Genomic DNA, 20365 nt, shown 5'->3' with positions numbered 1-20365 from the left:
AGCAGTAAGGGGTCACGGCCGGAATGACCGATGACACCATGGTCGTTTCCACTCGCGGAACCCACCCCCGATCTGGAGCGACGCATGACGGACCACGGTCCGGGCCCGCGGAACGACCGGACGGTCCCGGCCACGGCCCCCGGCACACCCCGCCGTACCAGCCTGATCGTCACCCTCGTCCTCGGCGGCCTCACCGCCCTTCCCCCGCTGTCCATGGACATGTACCTCCCGGCGCTGCCGGAGGTCACCGACGCGCTGCACAGCCCGGCCGCCACCGTCCAGCTGACCCTCACGGCCTGCCTCATGGGCATGGCCCTCGGGCAGCTCGTCGTCGGCCCCATGAGCGACAAGTGGGGCCGGCGCCGCCCCCTGCTCACCGGCATGGTCCTGTACGTGCTGGCCACCGCCATCTGCGCACTGGCCCCCAGCGCGCCCCTGCTCATCGCCTTCCGGCTGGTCCAGGGCCTGGCCGGCGCCGCCGCGATCGTCATCGCGCGCGCCGTGGTCCGCGACCTCTACGAGGGCGTGGCCATGGCCCGCTTCTTCTCCACCCTCATGCTGATATCCGGCGTCGCGCCCGTCGTCGCGCCCCTGGTCGGCGGCCAGGTGCTGCGCGTCACCGACTGGCGCGGCGTCTTCGTCGTCCTCACCGTCATCGGCGTGCTGCTCACCCTCCTGGTCCACCGCCGCCTGGAGGAGACACTGCCGCCGGAGCGCCGCCAGCCCGGCGGGCTCGGCCCGGCGCTGCGCACCATGGGCGGGCTGCTCACCGACCGCGTCTTCACCGGCTACATGCTGGCCGGCGGCTTCGCCTTCGCCGCGCTCTTCGCCTACATCTCCGCCTCGCCCTTCGTCGTGCAGGACATCTACGGCGCCTCGCCGCAGACCTTCAGCCTGCTGTTCGGCCTGAACTCCGTCGGCCTGGTCCTCGCGGGCCAGATCAACGGCAAGCTGCTGGTCGGCCGGGTCAGCCTGGACAAGGCGCTGGCCACCGGCCTGACCGTCATCACGCTGGCCGCCGCGGCGCTGCTGGTGATGACCTCCGGCGTCGCCGGGAAGGCGGGCCTCGCGGCCGTCTCCGCGGGCCTCTTCGTCCTCATGTCGGCGATGGGCCTGTCGATGCCCAACGCCAGCGCGCAGGCGCTGATGCGGTCCAAGAACGCGGCCGGCTCGGCCTCGGCGCTGCTGGGCACCTCCACCTTCCTGCTCGGCGCGATCGCCTCCTCGTTCGTGGGCCTCGGCGGCGAGGGCACCGCCGTGCCCATGGCCACCGTCCAGCTGATCTGCACCCTCGCGGCCGTGGCGAGCTTCCTGGGGCTCTGCCGCCCCTGGCAGCGCACGGGCGGCACGGAGGAGGCGGCGGTGGAGGTCCCCGAGGCCGCCGACGAATCCGTCACACCGCCCGCGTAGGAACGCCACGTAAAATCCACGGAATGCACGTCTCCGCCCCCGCGCCGACCGGTGAGAACCTGCGCACCGCCCTCGCCGGCCTCCTCGACGGCCTGCCGCCCCGCCAGGCGGCCCAGGCCGTGGAGCGACTGATCGCGCACTACCGGGGGCAGACCCCCACCCACACGCCCGTGCTGCGCGACCGCTCCGACGTGGCCGCGTACGCCGCGTACCGCATGCCGGCGACGTTCGAGGCCGTACGGGCGGCGCTGGAGGCGTTCCGCGACCGGCTGCCCGGCTGGGTGCCGGCCTCGCACGCCGACATCGGCGGCGGCACCGGCGCGGCCACCTGGGCCGTGGCGGCGGCCTGGCCGGAGGGCGGGCGGACGACCACGGTCCTGGACTGGGCCGAGCCCGCGCTCGCGCTGGGCGCCGAGCTCGCGCGCGCCGCGCACGACCCCGCACTGCGCGCCGCCACCTGGCACCGCCAGGCGATAGGCCGCGACCTCGCGCTGCCCGCAGGCACCGACCTGGTGACGATCTCGTACGTGCTCAAGGAGCTCACCGACGCCGACCGCCGCTCGGTCGTCGACGCGGCGGCCGCCGCGGCCCACGCCGTGGTCGTGGTCGAGCCCGGCACCCCCGACGGCCACCTGCGGATCACCGAGGCCCGCGACCGGCTCGTGGCGGCCGGCTTCCGCGTCGTGGCGCCCTGCCCGCACAGCGCCGCCTGCCCCATCGCGCCGGGCACCGACTGGTGCCACTTCGCGGCCCGCGTGAACCGCTCCTCGCTGCACCGGCAGGTCAAGGGCGGCTCGCTGCCGTACGAGGACGAGAAGTTCTCGTACGTGGCCGCGGTGCGCCCCGGGGCCGGCGACGCCACCGGCGAGGGCGGTCGCGTCATACGCCGGCCCCAGACCCGCAAGGGCCAGGTCCTGCTGGACCTGTGCACCGACGGCGACGGCCTCACCCGGGAGACGGTGACGAAGCGGCACGGCGCGCTGTACCGCGCCGCGCGCGACACCGACTGGGGCGACGCCTGGCCGCCGCCGGCCGAGTAGCACCCCGGCCCCGCAGGAGCTACTCCCGCAGCTCCTGCGTGCAGCACTTCACGCTGCCGCCGCCCTTGAGCAGCTCGCCCAGGTCCATGCCGACGGGCTCGAAGCCGCGCTCCCGCAGCGGCCCGAACAGCCCCACCGCCGCCTGCGGCAGCAGCACGTGCCGGCCGTCGGAGACCGCGTTGAGCCCGAGCGCCGCCGCGTCGTCCCCGGTGGCGATCAGCGCGTCCGGGAACAGCCGCCGCAGCACCTCCCGGCTGCCCGGCGAGAAGGCGCCCGGGTAGTACATGATCTCGTCGCGGGCGTCGTCGAGCACGCACAGCGCCGTGTCGAGGTGGTAGTAGCGCGGGTCGACCAGGTCGAGGCCGATCACCGGGCGGCCGAAGAACTCCTGCGCCTCCGGGTGCGACAGGGGGCTGCTGCGGAAGCCGCGCCCGGCCAGCAGCCAGGTCGCCGTCACGGCGAAGTCGCCCTCGCCCTCGTTGATGTGCTGCGGCTCGCGCACCTGCGCGTAGCCGTGGGAGCGGAACCACTCCAGGTGCGCCGTGGCCTCCGCCCACCGCTCCGGGTGGGCGAAGCGGGCGCCGAGCACCTTGCCGTCGACGACGGTGGCGCCGTTGGCCGCGAAGACCATGTCGGGCAGGTCGGGGCGCGGCGCGAGCTCCTCCACGGTGTGGCCGAGGGCGCGGTAGCGGTCGCGCAGCTCCTCCCACTGGGCGAGCGCGAGAGGCAGGTCGACGGGCTTGCCCGGGTCCATCCACGGGTTGATCGAATACGTCACCCGGTAGTACGTGGGCGGGCACATCAGATAGCGGCGGCGGGTGGATGCACGCGGGACGCTGGACAAGTCGCGCTCCTCACACTGACGTTGCGAACGTGCGTGGTGAACGTACGGTGCCCAAATGGTCCACGGTGCGCGACATCCGCGCATGAACCGTACGGGTGGTTTGACGCGGCCCGGGGTGACCAGCGGTAACAAGACGATACGTCGCGCCTCAGCTCTGGCCCGGGCCCCGGCGGCCGCCGCCCGGGCGGCCGGTCTCACACCCCCCGGCTGCGTCCGGCGGTCACACCAGGAGCAGGATGGTGGCAGCATTGACCGGAGACCGCGGTCGAAGTGAGGGGATAGATGGAACGCAAGAGCAGGTTCTCCCGATGGCTGCGCCGCTCCGGAAGCGGGGCGGACACCGGCACGGGCACGGGGGCGGCCGCCGGAGCCGCCCGCGAGGAGCTGCTCCTGGCCGCGGCCGCGGCGGGCTTCCCCCTGGCCCCGGCCGCACATCCCGCCGGCTACGGCTGTTCCTGCGAACGCATCGGCTGTCCCACCCCCGGCCGGCACCCCGTCTCCTTCGCCTGGCAGACCCTCGCCACCACCGACGCCGACAAGGTCACCGCCTGGCTGCGCACCCAGCCCGAGGCCAACTTCGTGACCGCCACCGGAATGGCCCACGACGTCCTCGACGTCCCCGCCGAGGCCGGCCGGCAGGCCCTGGACCGGCTGCTGGCCGCCGGCGTCGACGTCGGCCCCGTCGCCACCGTCACCCCCGACGACCGCATGCTCTTCTTCACCACCACCCGCGGCACCCCCGACGACGAGGACGAGTGGTGGCCCTGCGAGCTCGACTGCCACCCCGAGACCATGGACGAGCACCCCGGCCTGCGCTGGCACTGCCGCGGCAGCTACGTCCTGCTGCCGCCGTCCCTCCTGCCCGGTGACGAGCGCGTGGCCTGGCTGCTGGGCCCCGAACGCCCGCTGCCCGACCCGCTGACCCTGCTGGAGGCGCTCACCGACGCCTGTGCCCAGTACGCCGGCGCCCGGCAGGACCACGAGCCCGCCCACCCCTGGCCCATCGGCCGCTGAACCGCGGACCGGCGGGCTACTCGCCCTTCACGGCGGTCAGCGACTCGATCCGGCTGAGGAAGACCACCTGCCCGCGGGTGTCCGGCACCAGCACCGCCGACTCCGACACCCGCGTGTACGTCACGGCCCGGTTGAGGTTCCCCTGGAGCAGCGCCTTCGTGCGCGGCTCCGTCACCGACGGCCGCATGCCCTGCGCCATCGTCCGCTTCTCGTGGTGGTGCGCCGTGAAGAAGGCCACCGTCCCGCCGTCCGCGGCCCGCAGCGCCGGCACGGGGAACGCCGGCGCCTTCGCCGCCGTGTCGGCGTACTCCGTCCAGAACGTGGGCGTACGGGCCAGCTTGGCGCGCTCGTCGCGCAGCTCCGTCGTCGCGCCGCCGGGCGCGAACAGGCCGCCCCCGCCCGTGCGCAGGTACGTCGCGTACGCCGCGCTCAGCGCGCCGGGCTCCGCCACGGGCCGCGGGCCCTCGTCGCCGGGCACCGGCACCGCCCGCGCGTACCCGTCCGCGTCCAGCGCGAACCGCGGCACCTTGCCGTCGGGCAGCAGCGACAGGTAGGCCGCCTTCCACGGCGCGTGCGCGCCGTCCCGCGTGAACACCACGACCCAGCGGTTGCGGTCGCGGTTGCTGCGGGTGTCGGCGACGAAGAACTTGGGCCAGCCGGCCATCTTCGGGATCGTGAACCGGGCGTCGTCCAGCACCAGCGGGGGATAGCCCGGGTTGCCGCCGGGCGTCACCGCCCGCTGGGCGGCCAGGTCGGCCCGCCCGATCTCGGCCAGCGCACCCGTCTCGACCCGGTCCACCAGGGCCGGGTCGAGCTTGCGGTACGCCTCGTTGTAACCGTCGGTGAAGTGCCGCAGGACCCGGGCGGCCTCGGCCTTCTCCGGCAGGGCCGGAATGACCGCCCGCTCGCCGTGCACCGTCACGCACCCCGTCGCCGCCGCCAGCAACGGCAGCGCGAACAGGGCCCGGAGCGCCCGCGGTGCCTTACGCGGTCCGGCCGTCCGACGGGGCGACCGGCGTATCGGCGGGCGTCTCATCGCGCTTCGACTCCTGGGTGACTGCGGGTGACGGCGCCACCCTACCCGCACGCCCCGGCGCGAAGAACACCAGCAGGGTCGGCACCAGATAGAGCACCCACACCCCCACCTGGAGCCAGGTCGGGTCCGGCTGGAAGTTGAACACGCCCTTCAGCAGCGTGCCGTACCAGCTGTCCGCCGGCACCTGGTCGCTGATGTCGAACGCCCTGCTCCCCAGCCCCGGCAGCACACCGGCCTCCTGGAGGTCGTGGAAGCCGTACGCGAGCACACCCGCGGCCACCACGATCAGCATCCCGCCGGTCCACGTGAAGAACTTCGCCAGGTTGATCCGCAGCGCGCCGCGGTAGAACAGCCAGCCCAGCACCACGGCCGTCAGCAGCCCCAGCACCGCGCCCACCAGCGGCCGCACACCGTCGTCCGTGGCCTGCACGGCCGTCCAGATGAACAGCGCGGTCTCCAGGCCCTCCCGGCCCACGGCCAGGAACGCCGTCACGACCAGCGCCGTGGTGCCCATCGCCAGCGCCGCGTCCAGCTTGCCGTGCAGCTCCTTCTTCAGGTGCCGCGCGGTGCGCCGCATCCAGAACACCATCCACGTCACCAGACCCACGGCGATCACGGACAGCGAACCGCCGAGCATCTCCTGCGACTCGAACGACATGTTCTGCGAGCCGAACTGGAGCAGCGCGCCGAAGCCCATGCTCAGCAGCACGGCGACGGCGATGCCGGCCCACACCGGCCGCAGGGCGTCCCTGCGGCCGGTCTTGACCAGGTAGGCCACCAGGATGCAGACGACCAGGCTGGCCTCGAGGCCCTCACGCAGGCCGATCAGGTAGTTGCCGAACACGCGGCCTCCCCTTTCCGGTTACGACCACTGCTCACGCGAAGAGGGCCCGGCCCCACCAGTCGTCCTTGTCGCGGACGCCCGGCGGCACGGCGAAGACGGCCGACCCCACGTGCTGGATGTACTCGTTGAGCGCGTCGTTGCGCGCGAGCTTCTGCTGGAGCGGGACGAAGCCGTTGCGTACGTCCCGCTGGTAGGCGATGAAGAACAGGCCCGCGTCCAGCCGGCCCAGCCCGTCGGTGCCGTCCGTGAACGAGTAGCCGCGGCGCAGGATGCGGATGCCGCCGTTGCTGTCCGGGTGGGCCAGCCGGACGTGCGCGTCGTCCTTCATGGCCTTCAGGTCGGGCTCGTCGTGCTCGCGCTGCTTGCCGACGGGCGCGCCCTGGGCCTTGTCGCGGCCGAAGACGTCCTCCTGCTCCTTGAGCGAGGTGCGGTCCCACGTCTCGATGTGCATGCGGATGCGGCGGGCGACCAGGTAGGAGCCGCCGGCCAGCCAGGCCGGGCCGTCCTTCTCCCCGACCCACACGTGCTTGTCGAGGGCGGCGGTGTCGGTGCCGGCTATGTTCCGGGTGCCGTCCTTGAAGCCCATCATGTTGCGCGGCGTCTGGGCGTCGGGCGTCGTCGAGGACGTCTTGCCGAAGCCGAGCTGCGACCAGCGGATGGCCACCTTGCCCATGCCGATGCGGGCGAGGTTGCGGATGGCGTGCACGGCGACCTGCGGGTCGTCGGCGCACGCCTGCACGCACAGGTCGCCGCCGCTGCGGGCCGGGTCCAGCTTGTCGCCGGGGAAGGCCGGCAGGTCGATCAGGGCGGCGGGGCGGCGGTCCTTGAGGCCGAAGCGGTCCTTGCCGTCCTTCTCGAACAGGCCCGGGCCCACGCCGAAGGTGAGGGTGAGCCGGGACGGCTTGAGGCCCAGGGCCTCGCCCGTGTCGTCCGGCGGGGCCTCCGGCAGGCCGCCGTAGGCGCCGTCGCCGACCTCGTGCCCGGCGGTCATCGCCGCGGCCGCGGCCGTCCACTCCTTCAGCAGCTTCACCAGCGCCGCGCGGTCGGTGGTCGTCACGTCGAACGCGGCGAAGTGCAGCCGGTCCTGCACCGCGGTGGCGATGCCGGCCTGGTGCGGGCCGTGGAAGGGCACGGCCTCGCCGGCGGCGGCCGCCGGCTGGGCGTCGGAGGAGCCGGTGCGCAGCGCGGCGGCGGTGCCGCCGGCGGCCACGGCGCCGAGCGCCAGCCCGGCACCGCCCCAGCCCAGCAGGGCGCGGCGGGAGGGCGCGGCCTTGGTCCCGTTGGTGCTCTCGCTCATGATCGTCCGGTCCCCCTCGTCACTTCGCGACGGCGCCGGCGAGCTTGGACAGCGGCTCGGCGAGGGCGTTGACCGCGTCGGACAGCTTCTTGCGGTCGTCCGCGCCCACGCCGTCGTACGCCTTGAAGCCGTCGCCGTCGCGGTAGTTGCCGAGCAGCTGCTCCAAGGCGCCGAACTGCTTGTCCAGCTCCTGCGTCAGGGCGGCGTCGTTCTTGCCGGCGACGGGCTTCAGCAGCTCGTACGCCTTCCTGGCGCCCTCGACGTTGGCCTGGAAGTCGGCCAGGTCGGTGTGGCTGTAGCGCTCCTCCTCGCCGGTCACCTTGCCGGTGGCCACCTCGTCGAGCAGCTCCTTGGCGCCGTTGGCCATGCTGGTCGGGGTGATCTCGGCGGTGCCGACGCGCTTCTGCCAGTCCTTGAGGTCCGTCATCAGCTGGCCGGCCAGCTGCTTGTCCTCATCGGTGATCTTGTTGTCGGCCCAGAGGGACTTCTCCAGCTTGTGCCAGCCGGTCCACTTCTGGTCCTTCTCCAGGCCGTCCTCGCGGACGTCGACCTTCGGGTCGATGTCGCCGAAGGACTCGGCGACCGGCTCGGTGCGCTCCCAGCCGGTGCGGGAGGGCGCGTAGAGCTTCTTGGCCTCGTCGACGTCGCCGTTCTTCACGGCGTCGGCGAACTTCTGAGCGGCCGGGATCGTCTCGTCGGCCTGCTGCTGGACGTACTTGCGGTATTCGGCCACCGCCTTGTCCAGCTCCGGATTGCTCTTCTCCGCCTTGTCGTTGCCGGTGACGGTGATCTTCTGGCGGATGCCGTCGCCCTTCATGCCGGGCTTGCAGGCGATTTCGTAGCTGCCGGCCTTCTTGATCGTCGCGGTGATCTCGGCCTTGGTGCCCGGGCCGATGTTCTCCCGCTCCGTCACGATCCGGTCGCCGGCGGCGTAGACGTAGACCTCGGTGACCTTCGAGCCCTTGTTCTGGACCTTGAAGGTCACGTGCCCGGCGGGGAACGACGTCTTCGAGACCTCGCACGCGTCGTCGCTCGCCTTGACCGTGATCGCGTCGGAGTCCTTGCCGTCCGATTTCCCGGAACAACCGGACACGGCGGTCAGGGCCGCGGCCACCGCGACGGCGGTGACGGCGGAGGAGCGGAGGACGCGCATGGGGGCTCCAGGGTGGGTCGGACGGCAACGGATGAGGCTGGCCGAAAAAGAACGGCCAATTAGGCGGCCCTAACTTATCTGAGGCTTGCCTACCCTGTTCCCCGTTCGGTGCGTGATTCTGCTCTCACGAGGCAAAATCTCGCCCCCACCCCTTGATCCAAATGATCTTTACTCTTAGGCGGTCCGCGGAAAGAGGCGTCCCAATTCGGCGAATACCGCCGTATTGAGGGCGAAAGCCCGGCGGCACTCGTCGACCACCCGCTGCTTCTCCAGGTCGTCCACCGGCAGCGCGTCCAGCAGCTCGCGGTACTCGCGCTTGAAGGCGGCCGGGTTGCCGATGCCCTCGAAGACGTAGAACCGCACGCCGTCGCCCTTGCGGGCGAAGCCCCAGGTGCGTTCCGCGGTGCCGCGGATGACCTGGCCGCCCGAGAGGTCGCCCAGATAGCGGGTGTAGTGGTGGGCCACGTAGCCGGCGGGCCAGGTGCGGGCGCACTCCTCGATCCGGGCCGCGTACGCCGCCGTGGCCGGCAGCGGTGCGAGGCCGGTCCGCCACTCCGGCCCGCCCAGGTGGGCCAGGTCCCGCTCCAGCTCGGCGCGGCGGGCCAGTTCCGGCCGTATGAACGGACCCGCCACGGGGTCGGCGGCCAGCGCCTCGGAGCCCGACTCCAGGGCCCGGTAGACGAACCACAGTTGCTCGGTGTAGCGCCGGTAGGCGGCGACCCCGAGCCTGCCGCCCAGCATGTCGCTCATGAAGGACGAGTTCTCGGCCTCCGTGTGCTGCGCATGGGAGGCGGTGCGGATGAGCACGGAGAACGGGGTGGGCTGGGCGGCGGGTGCGGCGGGCGAGTCCAAGGCGGGCCTCCGGTGGCCGGGTGGCGGGACGGGCGGTCGGGACGGACGGGCGGGCTGCGTACCGCCCATCCTTCCGACTTAGGTTTGCCTAAGTCAATGCCTTCCCGACAAGCTGTCGGTAAAAACCCGGTGCGGGGCCGTCCTCCGGCCGCTACGGCAGCGTGAGGATCTCCGCTCCGGTGTCCGTCACCACCAGGGTGTGCTCGAACTGCGCGGTCCGCTTCCTGTCCTTCGTGACGACCGTCCAGCCGTCGTCCCACATGTCGTACTCGTGGGTGCCCAGCGTCAGCATCGGCTCGATCGTGAAGGTCATGCCCGGCTGGATGAGCGTGTCGTGGTGCGGGCTGTCGTAGTGCGGGACGATCAGGCCGGAGTGGAAGGACGAGTTGATGCCGTGGCCGGTGAAGTCGCGGACCACGCCGTAGCCGAAGCGCTTGGCGTACGACTCGATGACGCGCCCGATGATGTTGATGCGGCGGCCCGGCTTGACGGCCTTGATCGCCCGGTCGAGCGCCTCGCGGGTCCGCTCGACCAGCAGCCGGGACTCCTCGTCCACCTCGCCCACCAGGTAGGTGGCGTTGTTGTCGCCGTGCACGCCGCCGATGTAGGCGGTCACGTCGAGGTTGACGATGTCGCCGTCCTTCAGGACGGTCGAGTCGGGGATGCCGTGGCAGATGACCTCGTTGACGGAGGAGCACAGCGACTTGGGGAAGCCCCGGTAGCCGAGGGTGGAGGGGTAGGCCCCGTGGTCGCACATGTACTCGTGCGCCACCCGGTCCAGCTCGTCCGTGGTCACGCCGGGCGCGATGTGCTTGGCGGCCTCGGCCATGGCCCGCGCGGCGATGCCGCCCGCGATCCGCATCTTCTCGATCGTCTCGGCGTCCTGCACCTCCGGCCCGGAGTACGGGGTGGGGGCGGGCTTGCCGACGTACTCGGGCCGCGGGATCGAGGCGGGTACGGGGCGCGTGGGGGAGACTCTCCCCGGGACAAGAAGTGACTGGCCAGACATGTCAGCGAGTGTAGCCAGGCGGCCCCGGCGGCCCGCCGGGCGAGAGGAGACGGCGATGGCCCTGTTCAAGCGGCGCCCGGCCGGCAAGCCGGGCGAGTGGTACTACTGCATCCGGCACGGCACGGTCGAGGAGGGCCCCGAGTGCCGCGCGGCCGACCGCCTCGGCCCGTACGCCACACGCGAGGAGGCGGGGCACGCGATGGAGACGGCGCGCGAGCGGGACGAGGCGTGGCGCACGGACCCGCGCTGGAACGACGAGGGCCGGGACGACAAGGGGGACGGCGGGGCGTGAGACGGTCCCGGTGGCGCCGCCCGGCGCCACCGGTCCTCCTCCGGCTTCAGGCCGCCTCCGCCACCGCCGTCCTGGCTGCGGCGCGGCGGCGGGCGGCCTCGGCGTGTTCGTCCGTCCGCACGTCGTACGACATGAGCCGGGGCAGGCACACCGCCAGCAGGCCGACGGACGCCACGCACGCCAGGCCGCCGGACCAGATGGACGCCCGGACGCCGGTGAGCGAGGCCATGCCGCCGGCCCGGACCTGGCCGAGCTGCGGGCCCACCGAGTACGACAGCAGCTCGATGCCGGCGAGCCGGCCGCGCAGCTCGTCGGGGATCGTCTGGTCCCACATGGCGGCGCGGAACAGGCCGCTCACCGTGTCGCAGGCACCGGCCGCCGCCAGGAAGACGAGCACCAGCCAGACGTTGTCCATCCAGCCCGCGACCGCCATGGCCAGGCCCCAGCCCGCCGCCGCGAGCACCACCATCCGGCCGTGCCGGTGCACCTTCGGCACCCAGCCGCTGGTCAGGCTCACCAGCAGCGAGCCGATCGCGGCCGCGCTGTACATCAGGCCCAGCGCCCAGGTGGCGTGCAGCTCGTCGGCGAGGAACGGGAAGACCGCGTTGGGGAAGGCGAAGAACATGGCCGCCATGTCGATGGCGTACGTGCCCAGCAGCTCCTTGCGGCCCCACGCGTAGCGCGCGCCCTCCAGGATGCCGCGCAGCGACGGCTTCTCCGCGTCGTGGGCGGCGGGGGAGGGGGCCAGGCGCACCGAGAGGGCCACGGACACGGCGTACGACAGGACGTCGAGCCCGTAGGCCCAGGGCAGCCCGGCGAACGCCACGATGATGCCGGCGAGCGAGGGGCCGGCAATCGCGCCGGCCTGCCAGCGCAGGGAGTTCAGGGCGGTGGCGGCGGGCAGGTGCTCGTGCGCCACGACGCGCGGCAGGATCGCCTGGAGCGCCGGGCGCTGGAGCCCGGTGAGCGCGCTGACCAGCGCGGCGACCACGTACAGCGGCCAGACCATGGGGTGCGGCAGCACGGTGTTGAGCAGCAGCAGGGCGCTGAGCAGGCCCAGGCCGGCCTCGGTCCACAGGATGAGCTTGCGGCGGTCCATGGCGTCGGCGAGCGCGCCGCCGTAGAGGCCGAAGACGATCAGCGGGACGAGCTCGACCGCGCCGATCGCGCCGACCGCGAGCGCGGAGCCGGTGAGCTCCTTCAACTGGAGCGGCAGGGCGACGAACGTGAGGAAGGTGCCGAACGTGGTCACCAGGCCCGCCAGCCACATGCGGCGGAAGTCGGCGGAGGCCCGCCACGGGGTGAGGTCGGGCAGGAGAGCGCGCAGGCGGGAGCCGCCGGAGCCGGGCGTGGGGGAGGGGGGATCGGGATCGGTCACGGGGGACCATGGTGAGGGCGGTGCCGAGATCAGGCAAAACGATTTTTTCCGGTCACCGTGCGGTCACTGTCCGGTCGGTGGCCGGTCGGTGGCCGCCGACCGGTCACCAGCGGTGCGGCGGTGCCGCCGAGAGCTGCTCGGCCAGGCGGGAGAGCCGGTCGTAGAAGCGCCGGCCGCGCGGCTGCGGCGGCGCGTTCTCCCCGGCGGCGGCGCTGACCAGGTGCTGCACCGTGTCGAGGTCCAGCTCCGCGGAGTCCGGCACGGCCAGCGCGTCGTGGGCCAGGCCGGCGACCTCCGAGGACTCCGTGCCGTCGGCGCTGCCGTCGAGGGCCAGCACGGTGGCGCCGCCGCGGCGGGCGTGGTGCACGCGGTCCAGCAGCTCCCCGCCGGGCGGGTCGTCCGTCACCAGCAGCAGCGTCTCGCCGCGCCCGGCCGCCTCCAGCCGGCCGAGCCCCACCGACAGATGCGCGGGGGCGCCGGGCGGTACCCGGTGCCGGACGAGGGTGGGGGAGAGCCCGGGCAGGCCGGACCAGGCCGCCTCGTCGTCGAGGTGGGCCGCCAGGTGCCACGGCTCGTACCCGGCCGTGCCCACCAGGAGGAGCCCGCCGCCGTGTCTCTCCACGGACGTCCGCAGCGCGCCGGCGAAGCGGCGCGTGTCCTGAAGCCATGCGGTTCCGGCGAGCACCTCGCGCAGGAGCGCGACCCGTACGGCGTCCATGGGCCGCATCCTGCCCAACGGGTGCGGGGCCATGCGGAGTTGCCGGTTCCGTCACCCGTCCGGGCGCGGTGCGGGTGAGGGACGCGTGACAGTATCCCTGTCATGACTACTTCTGATGAGGTGAAGAAGGCCCCGGCGAAGGACCCTTGGGACCTTCCGGACGTCTCCGGCCTGGTGGTCGGCGTGCTCGGCGGCACCGGCGACCAGGGCCGCGGCCTCGCCTACCGGCTCGCCAAGGCCGGCCAGCGGGTGATCATCGGCTCGCGCGCCGCCGAGCGGGCGCACACCGCCGCCGAGGAGCTCGGCCTGGGCGTGGAGGGCGCCGACAACGCCGAGTGCGCGCGGCGCAGCGACATCGTGATCGTCGCCGTGCCGTGGGAGGGTCACGCGGCCACCCTGGAGGCGCTGCGCGAGGAGCTCGCCGGCAAGCTGGTGATCGACTGCGTCAACCCGCTCGGCTTCGACAAGCAGGGCGCGTACGCGCTGAAGCCGGCCGAGGGCAGCGCCGCGCAGCAGGCCGCCGCGCTGCTGCCGGAATCGCGGGTGACCGCCGCCTTCCACCACCTGTCCGCCGTGCTGCTGTCCGACCCGGACGTGGCCGAGATCGACACCGATGTGATGGTGCTCGGCGACAAGCGCGCCGACACGGACCTGGTGCAGGCCCTGGCCGGCCGCATCCCGGGCATGCGTGGCGTCTACGCGGGCCGGCTGCGCAACGCCCACCAGGTGGAGTCGCTCGTCGCCAACCTGATCTCCGCGAACCGCCGCTACAAGGCGCACGCGGGTCTGCGCGTCACGGACGTCTGAGCCACCGGGCCGCGGTGCGGCAGGGGCATGGGGGACAATGACCGGGCTCGTACCGGTACGGACAGGAGTCACCCATGCCCCGCCTCGCCCTCTACGCCCTCGCCGTCTGCGTCCTCGCCACGGCGGCGGCCGTCGTGTCGTTCGTGGAGGGCAGCTGGCTGGGGATCGTGTGGATCCTGCTGGTGGGCGTCTCGTCGAACATGGCCTGGTACTACGTGCGCAAGCAGCGGGACGAGCAGCGGGACGACGCCGTCAGCGGCTGACGATGGTGTAGAGCCCGTCGGTGAAGTCGCTGCGCGGCGGTATGTCCGGGGTGCCCTCCCAGAAGCGGAACAGCTCGTAGCCGTGGTAGGTGTCCCACTGGCTGATGCCGAGGGTGTCCAGCACCGAGTTGATCATGTCGAAGAAGACGTGGTTGACCTCGGGGATCCACAGGAAGCCGAAGACGGCCAGCAGCCCGAAGGGCGCGAACGGCGCGATCTGCTGCCGGATCCTCGGCGAGAGCCAGGGCTCGACGACACCGAAGCCGTCCAGGCCGGGGACGGGCAGGAAGTTGAGGATCACCGCCGTGACGTGCAGCTGGACCATGAACGCGAGGGCGTAGCAGACGTTGTCCGGCAGGCCGTCCAGTGCGCCCAGCAGGAAGGGGACGCCGAGGGCGGCGGCGAAGACGGCGTCCGTCAGCGGGCCGGCCGCGGACATCAGGGACTGCTTCCAGCGGCTGCGGATGCGGTGCCGCTCGATGAAGACGGCACCGCCGGGGAGGCCGATGCCACCCATGATCACGAAGATCACGGGCAGGCCGAGACTCAGGAGCGGGTGGGTGTACCTCAGCGGGTTGAGGGTGAGGTACCCCTTGTCCCGGACGGTGAAGTCACCGCCGTGCAGGGCGGTGCGGGCGTGCGCGAACTCGTGCAGGCAGAGGGAGACGACCCAGCCCGACACGACGAAGAGGAAGACGGCGAACCCCGGGCTCGCCGAGAAATTCGTCCACACCGCCCATATGGAGACCGCCATGATGGCGACGAGGGCGAGGAAGACGGGACTCACGCGTCGTTCGCCGCGGGTCGCGAGGGATGACATGTCGATGCGCTCCTGGGGATGGTGCTGGGGGGCGAGTACCGGCTGACGGTACTTGGTCGTCACGGGGAAGGCGTAGGCGCGGTCCGGGGGCCCGGGCGCGCGGGGGGAGAATGGGTCGGTGCGCTACGGGATTCTCGGCACCACACAGGTCCACACCGCCGACGGCCGTCCGACGGCCCTCGGCGGCGCCCGGCTGCGCGCGCTCCTGGCGGCGCTTGCGCTGCATCCCGGGCGGGTGCGGACGGCGGAGGCGCTCATCGACGACGTGTGGGACGGCGAGCCGCCGGCCGACGCGACGGGCGCGCTCCAGGCGCTGGTGGGCCGGCTGCGGCGGGCGGTCGGGCACGCCGTGGTCGACTCGGTGGCGGGCGGCTACCGTCTGCGGGCCGAGCCGGAGGACGTCGACCTGTGCCGCTTCGAGCGGCTCGCGGACGAGGGCGGGCGCGCCCTCGCGGACGGCGACCCGCTGAAGGCGGCGCCGCTGCTGGACGACGCGCTGGCGCTGTGGCGGGGCCCGGCGCTGGCGGACCTCCCCGGCGACCGCCCGGAGGCGGCCCGCCTGGAGGCGCGCCGCCTCGCGGCACGCCGGGACCGCCTGGCGACGTCCCTGGCCCTGGGCCAGGCCGCCCGCGCCCTCCCCGACCTGGCCGAACTCTGCGACGCCCACCCCCTGGACGAACCCCTCCACGCCCTCCGCCTCCGCGCCCTCCACGCGACGGGCCGCCCGGCGGAGGCCCTGGCGGCGTACGAGGCGATCCGCCACACCCTGGCGGAAACCCTGGGCACGGAACCGGGCCCGGAACTCCGCGCCCTGCACGCGGAGCTGCTGCGGGGAGAGCCGTACGGCGCGGGCGCGGCGGAGGCACGGGCGGAGGGCGCCGGGGGTGCGCACGGCCCCGGGCGGGACGGGGCGGCCGCCGGCGCGCCGGCGAGCGGCACCTGGGCGCCCGGCGCGGGTGCGCCCGAGGGCGACCCCGGGCGCGGTGCCGCTGCGTCGTACGGCACGGCAGGCGCTGCGGCGCCCGGAACTGCCCCCTCCGCGCCGCCCTCGGCAGGCGCACCCGCGCCCGGCACCGCAGCCGCCGCCCCCGTAGGCGCCCCCGGCGCTCCCGCCACCCCCGCCGGAAACCTCCCCGCCCGGCTCACCTCCTTCGTCGGGCGGGAGGGCGACATCGGGCTCATCCGGCAGGATCTGCGGCGGCATCGGCTCGTCACTCTGCTCGGGCCCGGTGGGGCCGGGAAGACGCGGTTGTCCGTGGAGGCCGCCGACGGGGCCGGGCCGTGGGCGGACGGGGTGTGGTTCGCCGAGCTGGCTCCCGTGGACGATCCCGCGACCGTGCCCGAGGCCGTGCTGACCGCGCTCGGGGCGCGGGAGACCGTGGTGCGGGGCACCGCCGCCGAGGGGTTGCGGGCCGCCGCCGACGCCGGGGCGCTCGATCCGCTGACGCGGCTCGCCGAGCACTGCGGGCGGCGCCGCATGCTCATCGTCCTCGACAACTGCGAGCACGTCGTCGACGCCGCCGCCCACCTCGCGCAGACCCTCCTCACCCGCTGCCCCGGCGTCACCGTCCTCGCCACCAGCCGCGAGCCCCTCGCCGTGCCCGGCGAGCTCGTCCGGCCCGTGGAGCCGCTGCCCGACCCCGTCGCGTTGCGGCTGCTCGCCGAGCGGGGCGCGGCCGCACGGCCCGGGTTCCGGCTGGAGGACGACCCCGAGGCGTGCGCCGAGATCTGCCGGCGCCTCGACGGCCTGCCGCTCGCCATCGAGCTCGCCGCCGCCCGCCTGCGCATGCTCACGCCGCGCGGCCTCGCCGACCGCCTCGACGACCGCTTCCGGCTGCTGACCTCCGGCAGCCGCACCGTCCTGCCCCGGCAGCAGACCCTGCGGGCCGTCGTCGACTGGTCCTGGGACCTGCTCGGCGACGAGGAGCGCGCCGTGCTGCGCCGGCTGTCCGTCTTCGCCGGCGGCTGCGACCTCGCCGCCGCCGAGGCCGTGTGCGCCGACGACGGCCTCGACGTCGCCCCCGTCCTCGGTTCGCTCGTCGACAAGTCGCTCGTGGTGGCCGCGCCCGCCCCCGGCGGCGAGATGCGCTACCGGCTGCTGGAGACCGTCGCCGAGTACGCCGGCGAACGGCTCGACGAGGCCGGGGAGCGGGCGGCCGTGGAACGCCGCCACCTCGTCACGTACCGCGAACTCGCCCGCACCGCCGATCCCCTGCTGCGCGGCCCGAGCCAGCGCCGCTGGCTCGACCGGCTGGAGCTGGAGCACGACAACCTGCGCACCGCCCTGCGCCGCGCCGTCGCCGCGCGCGACGAGCAGGAGGCGCTGTGCCTCGTGCTGTCGCTCAGCTGGTTCTGGCAGATGCGCGACCACCGCAGCGACGCCCTGCACTGGGCCCAGGCCGCCGCCGCCCTCGGCCCCGACCCGTTCGCCGAGCCCGTCGAGATCGCCCCGCCGCTGTACGTCAGCTGCACCGAGCAGCCCCCGCCCATGCCGCCCGACCTGCTCGGCGAGGCCCGCCGCGGCGTCCGGCTGATCGCCCTCACCCACGTCGAGTCCGACATGGGGGCGATCAACAGCCCGGAGACACAGCGCCTGCTGCGCGCCGTGATCGCCGCGTACGACGGCGGCCGGCCGCAGAACTGCCGGCTGCCCGGCATGACCTGGTTCTTCGCCATCCTCCTCACCGGCGCGTCCGACGACCTGTACGCCGTCCTCGACGACGCCGTCGACCGCTGCCGCGAGCTCGGCTACACCTGGGAGCTGGCCAACGCCCTGCAACTGCGCGCCAAGGTGCTCAACGACCACCCCGAGGGCCAGGGCCGCGGCATCCGGGACGCCGACGAGAGCCTGACGCTGTTCCGGCGGCTCGGCGACTCCTGGGGCGTCGCCGAGGCCCTGTCCGGCCGCGCCGAGGCGTACGAGAAGCGCGGCGAGCTGACCGCGGCCGTCGCCGACTACCGCGAGGCCATCGCCACCGTGGAGGACCTCGGCTCCACCGGCCAGGTGCCGCTGCTGCGCGCCCGGCTCGTCGAGATGCTGCTGGAGTCCGGCGAGACCACCGTCGAGGAGGCCATGCCGGAGCTCCGCGCCCGCATGGCGGAGGCCGAGCGGCACAGCCCCGACGCGGCCGCCTTCATCCGCGTCCAGTTCGGCATCTGCTCCGCCCGCACGGGGCGGACCGCCGAGGCCAGGGAACAGTTCGAGATCCTGGCCGAGGACTTCCGTGCCCGCGGCATCGGCGTCTTCATGGGCATGGTCGGCGGCCTCCTCGCCTGGCTCGACGTCCTCGACGGCCGCCCCGCCGACGCCCTGCCCCGCCTCCGGCAGGCCCTGGCCGACTGCGAGGACCGGTTCACCGACCTCGTCGCGCCGCAGCTGCGCACCATGCAGCTGGTCAACGCCGCCCACGCGTACGCCGCCCTCGGCGGCACCGAACACGCCACCACCGCCGCCCGCCTGCTCGGCGCCGGCATCGCGCTGCGCCCCGCGTCCTTCTACATCCCCTCCGTGGAGCGCGAGACCCGGCAGGCCGCCGAGCAGCTGATACGCGCCGTGCTGGACCCGGCCGCGTACGAGCGGGCGTACGCCGAGGGCAGCGGCCTCTCCCTCGCGGAGGCCGCTGCCCTGGTCTGACGCGGTGACAGCCCCGCCCGTCGGCGCGGTGCCCGTCAGGTCTTCTTGCGGAACTTCGCCACCGCCAGCGGCGCCGTCACCACCGTGATGGCCACCGCCCACCCGAGCGTCATCCACACCGAGTGCGCAACGGCACCGCCGTTGATCAGCGCACGCGAGGCGTCGGCCAGGTTGGCCAGCGGGTTGTAGTCGGCGAACGCCTTCAGCCAGCCGGGCATCGTGCTCGTCGGGGCGAAGATGGAGCTGGCGAACTGCAGCGGCATCAGCACGAGCATGGCCACCCCCTGCACGGCCTGGGCCGTCTTCATGGTCAGGCCCACGAGGATGAAGATCCACATCAGGGAGGCGCCGAAGACCAGGCTGAGCGCCACCGCCCCGAGCAGGTGCAGCCACGACGTCCCGATCGACAGGCCCAGCGCGAAGCCCATGCCCAGCTGGATGGCCGTGGCCACCAGCATCCGGCCGACCTCCACGATGATCTTCGCGACGAGGACCGAGGAACGGGCGATGGGCATCGTCCGGAAACGGTCCATCACCCCCTTCTTGAAGTCCTCGTGCACACCGGAGCCGACCGCCATGGCGATCTGGATGCCGGTCATCGCCATCAGGCCCGGCACCAGGTAGTTGACGTACACCTCCTGGTTGCCCTTGCCCGCCACCGCGCCGCCGAAGACGTACACGAACATCAGCGTGAAGATGATCGGCATGGCCACGGCGTCGAACATCGACTCCGGGTCCGCCTTGATCTGCAGCAGGTTGCGGCGCGCCAGGGCGCCGATGTGCCGGCAGTGGGCCCGCAGGCCGATGCGGCTGTCGGGGTTCTGCGCCGCAGCGGGCGGCGCCATGGTCGTCGCCGCGCTCATACCGCGACCTCCTCGCGTGCGTCGGTGCCGGCCCCGCCGGCGCCCTCGGCCCCGTCGGCCCCGGCCACGGGGGTGGAGGTCTTCTGGCCGGTGATGGCCAGGAACACCTCGTCCAGGCTGGGCAGATGCGTGCTGATGCCGGCGACGGTGAAGCCCTCCCGGGCCAGCAGCCCCACCACGGCGGTCAGCTGCTCGTCGCTCACGATCGGCACATTGACCAGGCCCTCGGCCTCGTCGGCGGTGGCGCCGGAGACGCCCGCCGGACCCGAGCGCGCGATCGCGCCGGCCATGGCGCGGACCGCGTCGCGGTCCGCGGGGCGTATCTGGAGGGTGCGCCCGCCCACCTTGGCCTTCAGCTCGTGCACCAGGCCGCCGGCGACCACCCGGCCGCGGTCCACGACCGTCAGCTCGTCGGCCAGCTGCTCGGCCTCCTCCATGTACTGCGTGGTGAGCAGGACGGTGGCGCCCTCGGCCACCATGCGCTGCACCTCGGCCCACACCTCGTTGCGGGTGCGCGGGTCCAGGCCGGTCGTGGGCTCGTCCAGGTACAGCACGGACGGCGAGCCGATCATCGAGGCGGCCAGGTCCAGCCGGCGGCGCATGCCGCCCGAGTACTGCGCGGCGGGCCGCTTGGCGGCCTCGGTCAGCGAGAACCGCTCCAGCATCTCGTCGGCGCGCCGCCACGCGTGCTTGCGGGACAGGTCGAGCAGCCGGCCGATCATGTACAGGTTCTCGCGGCCGGAGAGCTTCTCGTCGACCGAGGCGTACTGCCCGGTGAGCCCGATGACCCGGCGCAGCTGCCGGGGCTGGGCCACCACGTCGTAGCCCGCCACGCGGGCCGTGCCCGCGTCGGGGCGGAGCAGCGTGGACAGACATCTCACCAGGGTGGTCTTGCCCGCGCCGTTGGGGCCGAGGACGCCGAGGACCGTGCCCTCGCGTACGTCCAGGTCGACCCCGTCCAGGGCCTTGGTCGCGCCGAAGTGCTTGACCAGCCCCCGTACTTCCACGGCGTTCCCGCCGCGCTTCGGGGTGTCGTTTCGCGTCATGCCCACCACGATGCCGGAGGCCACTGACAACGCCCCGGCAGACCA

General features: G+C 73.5%; 19 protein-coding genes. 7 read left to right on the top strand and 12 right to left on the bottom strand.

Going from position 1 to position 20365, the window contains the following annotated elements; all coding sequences use genetic code 11:
* Window positions 1–84: 84 nt before the first annotated feature.
* On the top strand, window positions 85–1410 hold the full coding sequence (locus tag IE305_RS06050) for a multidrug effflux MFS transporter (RefSeq protein WP_190128392.1): 1326 nt from the start codon (window positions 85–87) through the stop codon (window positions 1408–1410).
* 23 nt (window positions 1411–1433) lie between these two features.
* The gene (locus tag IE305_RS06045; RefSeq protein WP_190128391.1) at window positions 1434–2450 is read left to right on the top strand and encodes a small ribosomal subunit Rsm22 family protein; all 1017 of its coding nucleotides are present in this window, start codon (window positions 1434–1436) and stop codon (window positions 2448–2450) included.
* A 19-nt stretch (window positions 2451–2469) separates the two neighbouring features.
* Here IE305_RS06045 and ddaH read toward each other — a convergent pair whose 3' ends face one another.
* On the bottom strand, window positions 2470–3294 hold the full coding sequence (ddaH, locus tag IE305_RS06040) for a dimethylargininase (protein ID WP_373311525.1): 825 nt from the start codon (window positions 3292–3294) through the stop codon (window positions 2470–2472).
* A 282-nt stretch (window positions 3295–3576) separates the two neighbouring features.
* Here ddaH and IE305_RS06035 point away from each other — a divergent pair, with 282 nt between their 5' ends.
* On the top strand, window positions 3577–4308 hold the full coding sequence (locus IE305_RS06035) for a bifunctional DNA primase/polymerase (RefSeq protein WP_190128390.1): 732 nt from the start codon (window positions 3577–3579) through the stop codon (window positions 4306–4308).
* A 16-nt stretch (window positions 4309–4324) separates the two neighbouring features.
* Here the strand turns inward: IE305_RS06035 and IE305_RS06030 are convergent, their stop codons facing one another.
* From IE305_RS06030 to map, 6 genes are all read right to left on the bottom strand, one after another.
* Entirely contained in the window at window positions 4325–5344 is a 1020-nt protein-coding gene (locus tag IE305_RS06030; protein ID WP_190128389.1) for an SCO2278 family lipoprotein, read from the bottom strand.
* Window positions 5292–6188 carry an iron uptake transporter permease EfeU gene (gene efeU, locus IE305_RS06025; protein WP_190128388.1) on the bottom strand — a complete coding sequence of 299 codons (897 nt, stop codon included), beginning with the start codon at window positions 6186–6188 and terminating at the stop codon, window positions 5292–5294. Before efeU ends, IE305_RS06030 begins: the two co-directional genes overlap by 53 nt.
* A 31-nt stretch (window positions 6189–6219) precedes the next feature.
* On the bottom strand, window positions 6220–7485 hold the full coding sequence (gene efeB / locus IE305_RS06020) for an iron uptake transporter deferrochelatase/peroxidase subunit (RefSeq protein WP_190128387.1): 1266 nt from the start codon (window positions 7483–7485) through the stop codon (window positions 6220–6222).
* A gap of 19 nt (window positions 7486–7504) precedes the next feature.
* A complete protein-coding gene (efeO, locus tag IE305_RS06015) occupies window positions 7505–8638 on the bottom strand; it encodes an iron uptake system protein EfeO (protein WP_190128386.1) in 1134 nt (377 codons plus the stop codon).
* Between the two features lie 174 nt (window positions 8639–8812).
* A complete protein-coding gene (locus tag IE305_RS06010) occupies window positions 8813–9490 on the bottom strand; it encodes a biliverdin-producing heme oxygenase (RefSeq protein WP_229890629.1) in 678 nt (225 codons plus the stop codon).
* Window positions 9491–9641: 151 nt separating this feature from the next.
* Complete coding sequence (map, locus tag IE305_RS06005) at window positions 9642–10499, bottom strand: type I methionyl aminopeptidase (protein WP_190128384.1); 858 nt, start codon at window positions 10497–10499, stop codon at window positions 9642–9644.
* A gap of 55 nt (window positions 10500–10554) precedes the next feature.
* On the opposite strand from map, the gene IE305_RS06000 reads away from it, so the two are divergent.
* On the top strand, window positions 10555–10791 hold the full coding sequence (locus IE305_RS06000; RefSeq protein ID WP_190128383.1) for a hypothetical protein: 237 nt from the start codon (window positions 10555–10557) through the stop codon (window positions 10789–10791).
* 46 nt (window positions 10792–10837) lie between these two features.
* Here IE305_RS06000 and IE305_RS05995 read toward each other — a convergent pair whose 3' ends face one another.
* Both IE305_RS05995 and IE305_RS05990 read right to left on the bottom strand, forming a co-directional pair.
* The gene (locus IE305_RS05995) at window positions 10838–12169 is read right to left on the bottom strand and encodes an MFS transporter (protein WP_229890627.1); all 1332 of its coding nucleotides are present in this window, start codon (window positions 12167–12169) and stop codon (window positions 10838–10840) included.
* A gap of 103 nt (window positions 12170–12272) precedes the next feature.
* Complete coding sequence (locus tag IE305_RS05990; RefSeq protein WP_190128382.1) at window positions 12273–12887, bottom strand: hypothetical protein; 615 nt, start codon at window positions 12885–12887, stop codon at window positions 12273–12275.
* A gap of 102 nt (window positions 12888–12989) precedes the next feature.
* On the opposite strand from IE305_RS05990, the gene npdG reads away from it, so the two are divergent.
* Both npdG and IE305_RS05980 read left to right on the top strand, forming a co-directional pair.
* Complete coding sequence (npdG, locus tag IE305_RS05985) at window positions 12990–13694, top strand: NADPH-dependent F420 reductase (protein WP_190128381.1); 705 nt, start codon at window positions 12990–12992, stop codon at window positions 13692–13694.
* 74 nt (window positions 13695–13768) lie between these two features.
* Window positions 13769–13957, top strand: coding sequence for a hypothetical protein (locus IE305_RS05980; RefSeq protein ID WP_190128380.1), 189 nt, complete (start codon window positions 13769–13771; stop codon window positions 13955–13957).
* Here the strand turns inward: IE305_RS05980 and IE305_RS05975 are convergent.
* Window positions 13947–14777 carry a site-2 protease family protein gene (locus tag IE305_RS05975; protein ID WP_190128953.1) on the bottom strand — a complete coding sequence of 277 codons (831 nt, stop codon included), beginning with the start codon at window positions 14775–14777 and terminating at the stop codon, window positions 13947–13949. The genes IE305_RS05980 and IE305_RS05975 overlap by 11 nt on opposite strands.
* Before the next feature lie 118 nt (window positions 14778–14895).
* Here IE305_RS05975 and IE305_RS05970 point away from each other — a divergent pair, with 118 nt between their 5' ends.
* Entirely contained in the window at window positions 14896–18411 is a 3516-nt protein-coding gene (locus IE305_RS05970) for an AfsR/SARP family transcriptional regulator (protein ID WP_190128379.1), read from the top strand.
* Window positions 18412–18446: 35 nt separating this feature from the next.
* Here the strand turns inward: IE305_RS05970 and IE305_RS05965 are convergent, their stop codons facing one another.
* Both IE305_RS05965 and IE305_RS05960 read right to left on the bottom strand, forming a co-directional pair.
* The gene (locus IE305_RS05965) at window positions 18447–19274 is read right to left on the bottom strand and encodes an ABC transporter permease (protein WP_190128378.1); all 828 of its coding nucleotides are present in this window, start codon (window positions 19272–19274) and stop codon (window positions 18447–18449) included.
* Window positions 19271–20320 carry an ATP-binding cassette domain-containing protein gene (locus tag IE305_RS05960; protein ID WP_190128377.1) on the bottom strand — a complete coding sequence of 350 codons (1050 nt, stop codon included), beginning with the start codon at window positions 20318–20320 and terminating at the stop codon, window positions 19271–19273. The genes IE305_RS05965 and IE305_RS05960 overlap by 4 nt, the downstream gene beginning before the upstream one ends.
* Window positions 20321–20365 lie beyond the last annotated feature (45 nt).

This window comes from Streptomyces mashuensis (genome assembly GCF_014654785.1).
In the GTDB taxonomy this organism is placed as follows: Bacteria; Actinomycetota; Actinomycetes; order Streptomycetales; family Streptomycetaceae; genus Streptomyces; species Streptomyces mashuensis.
Note: the sequence above shows the minus strand (reverse complement) of the source record. Positions and strands in the feature narration are given on the sequence as shown.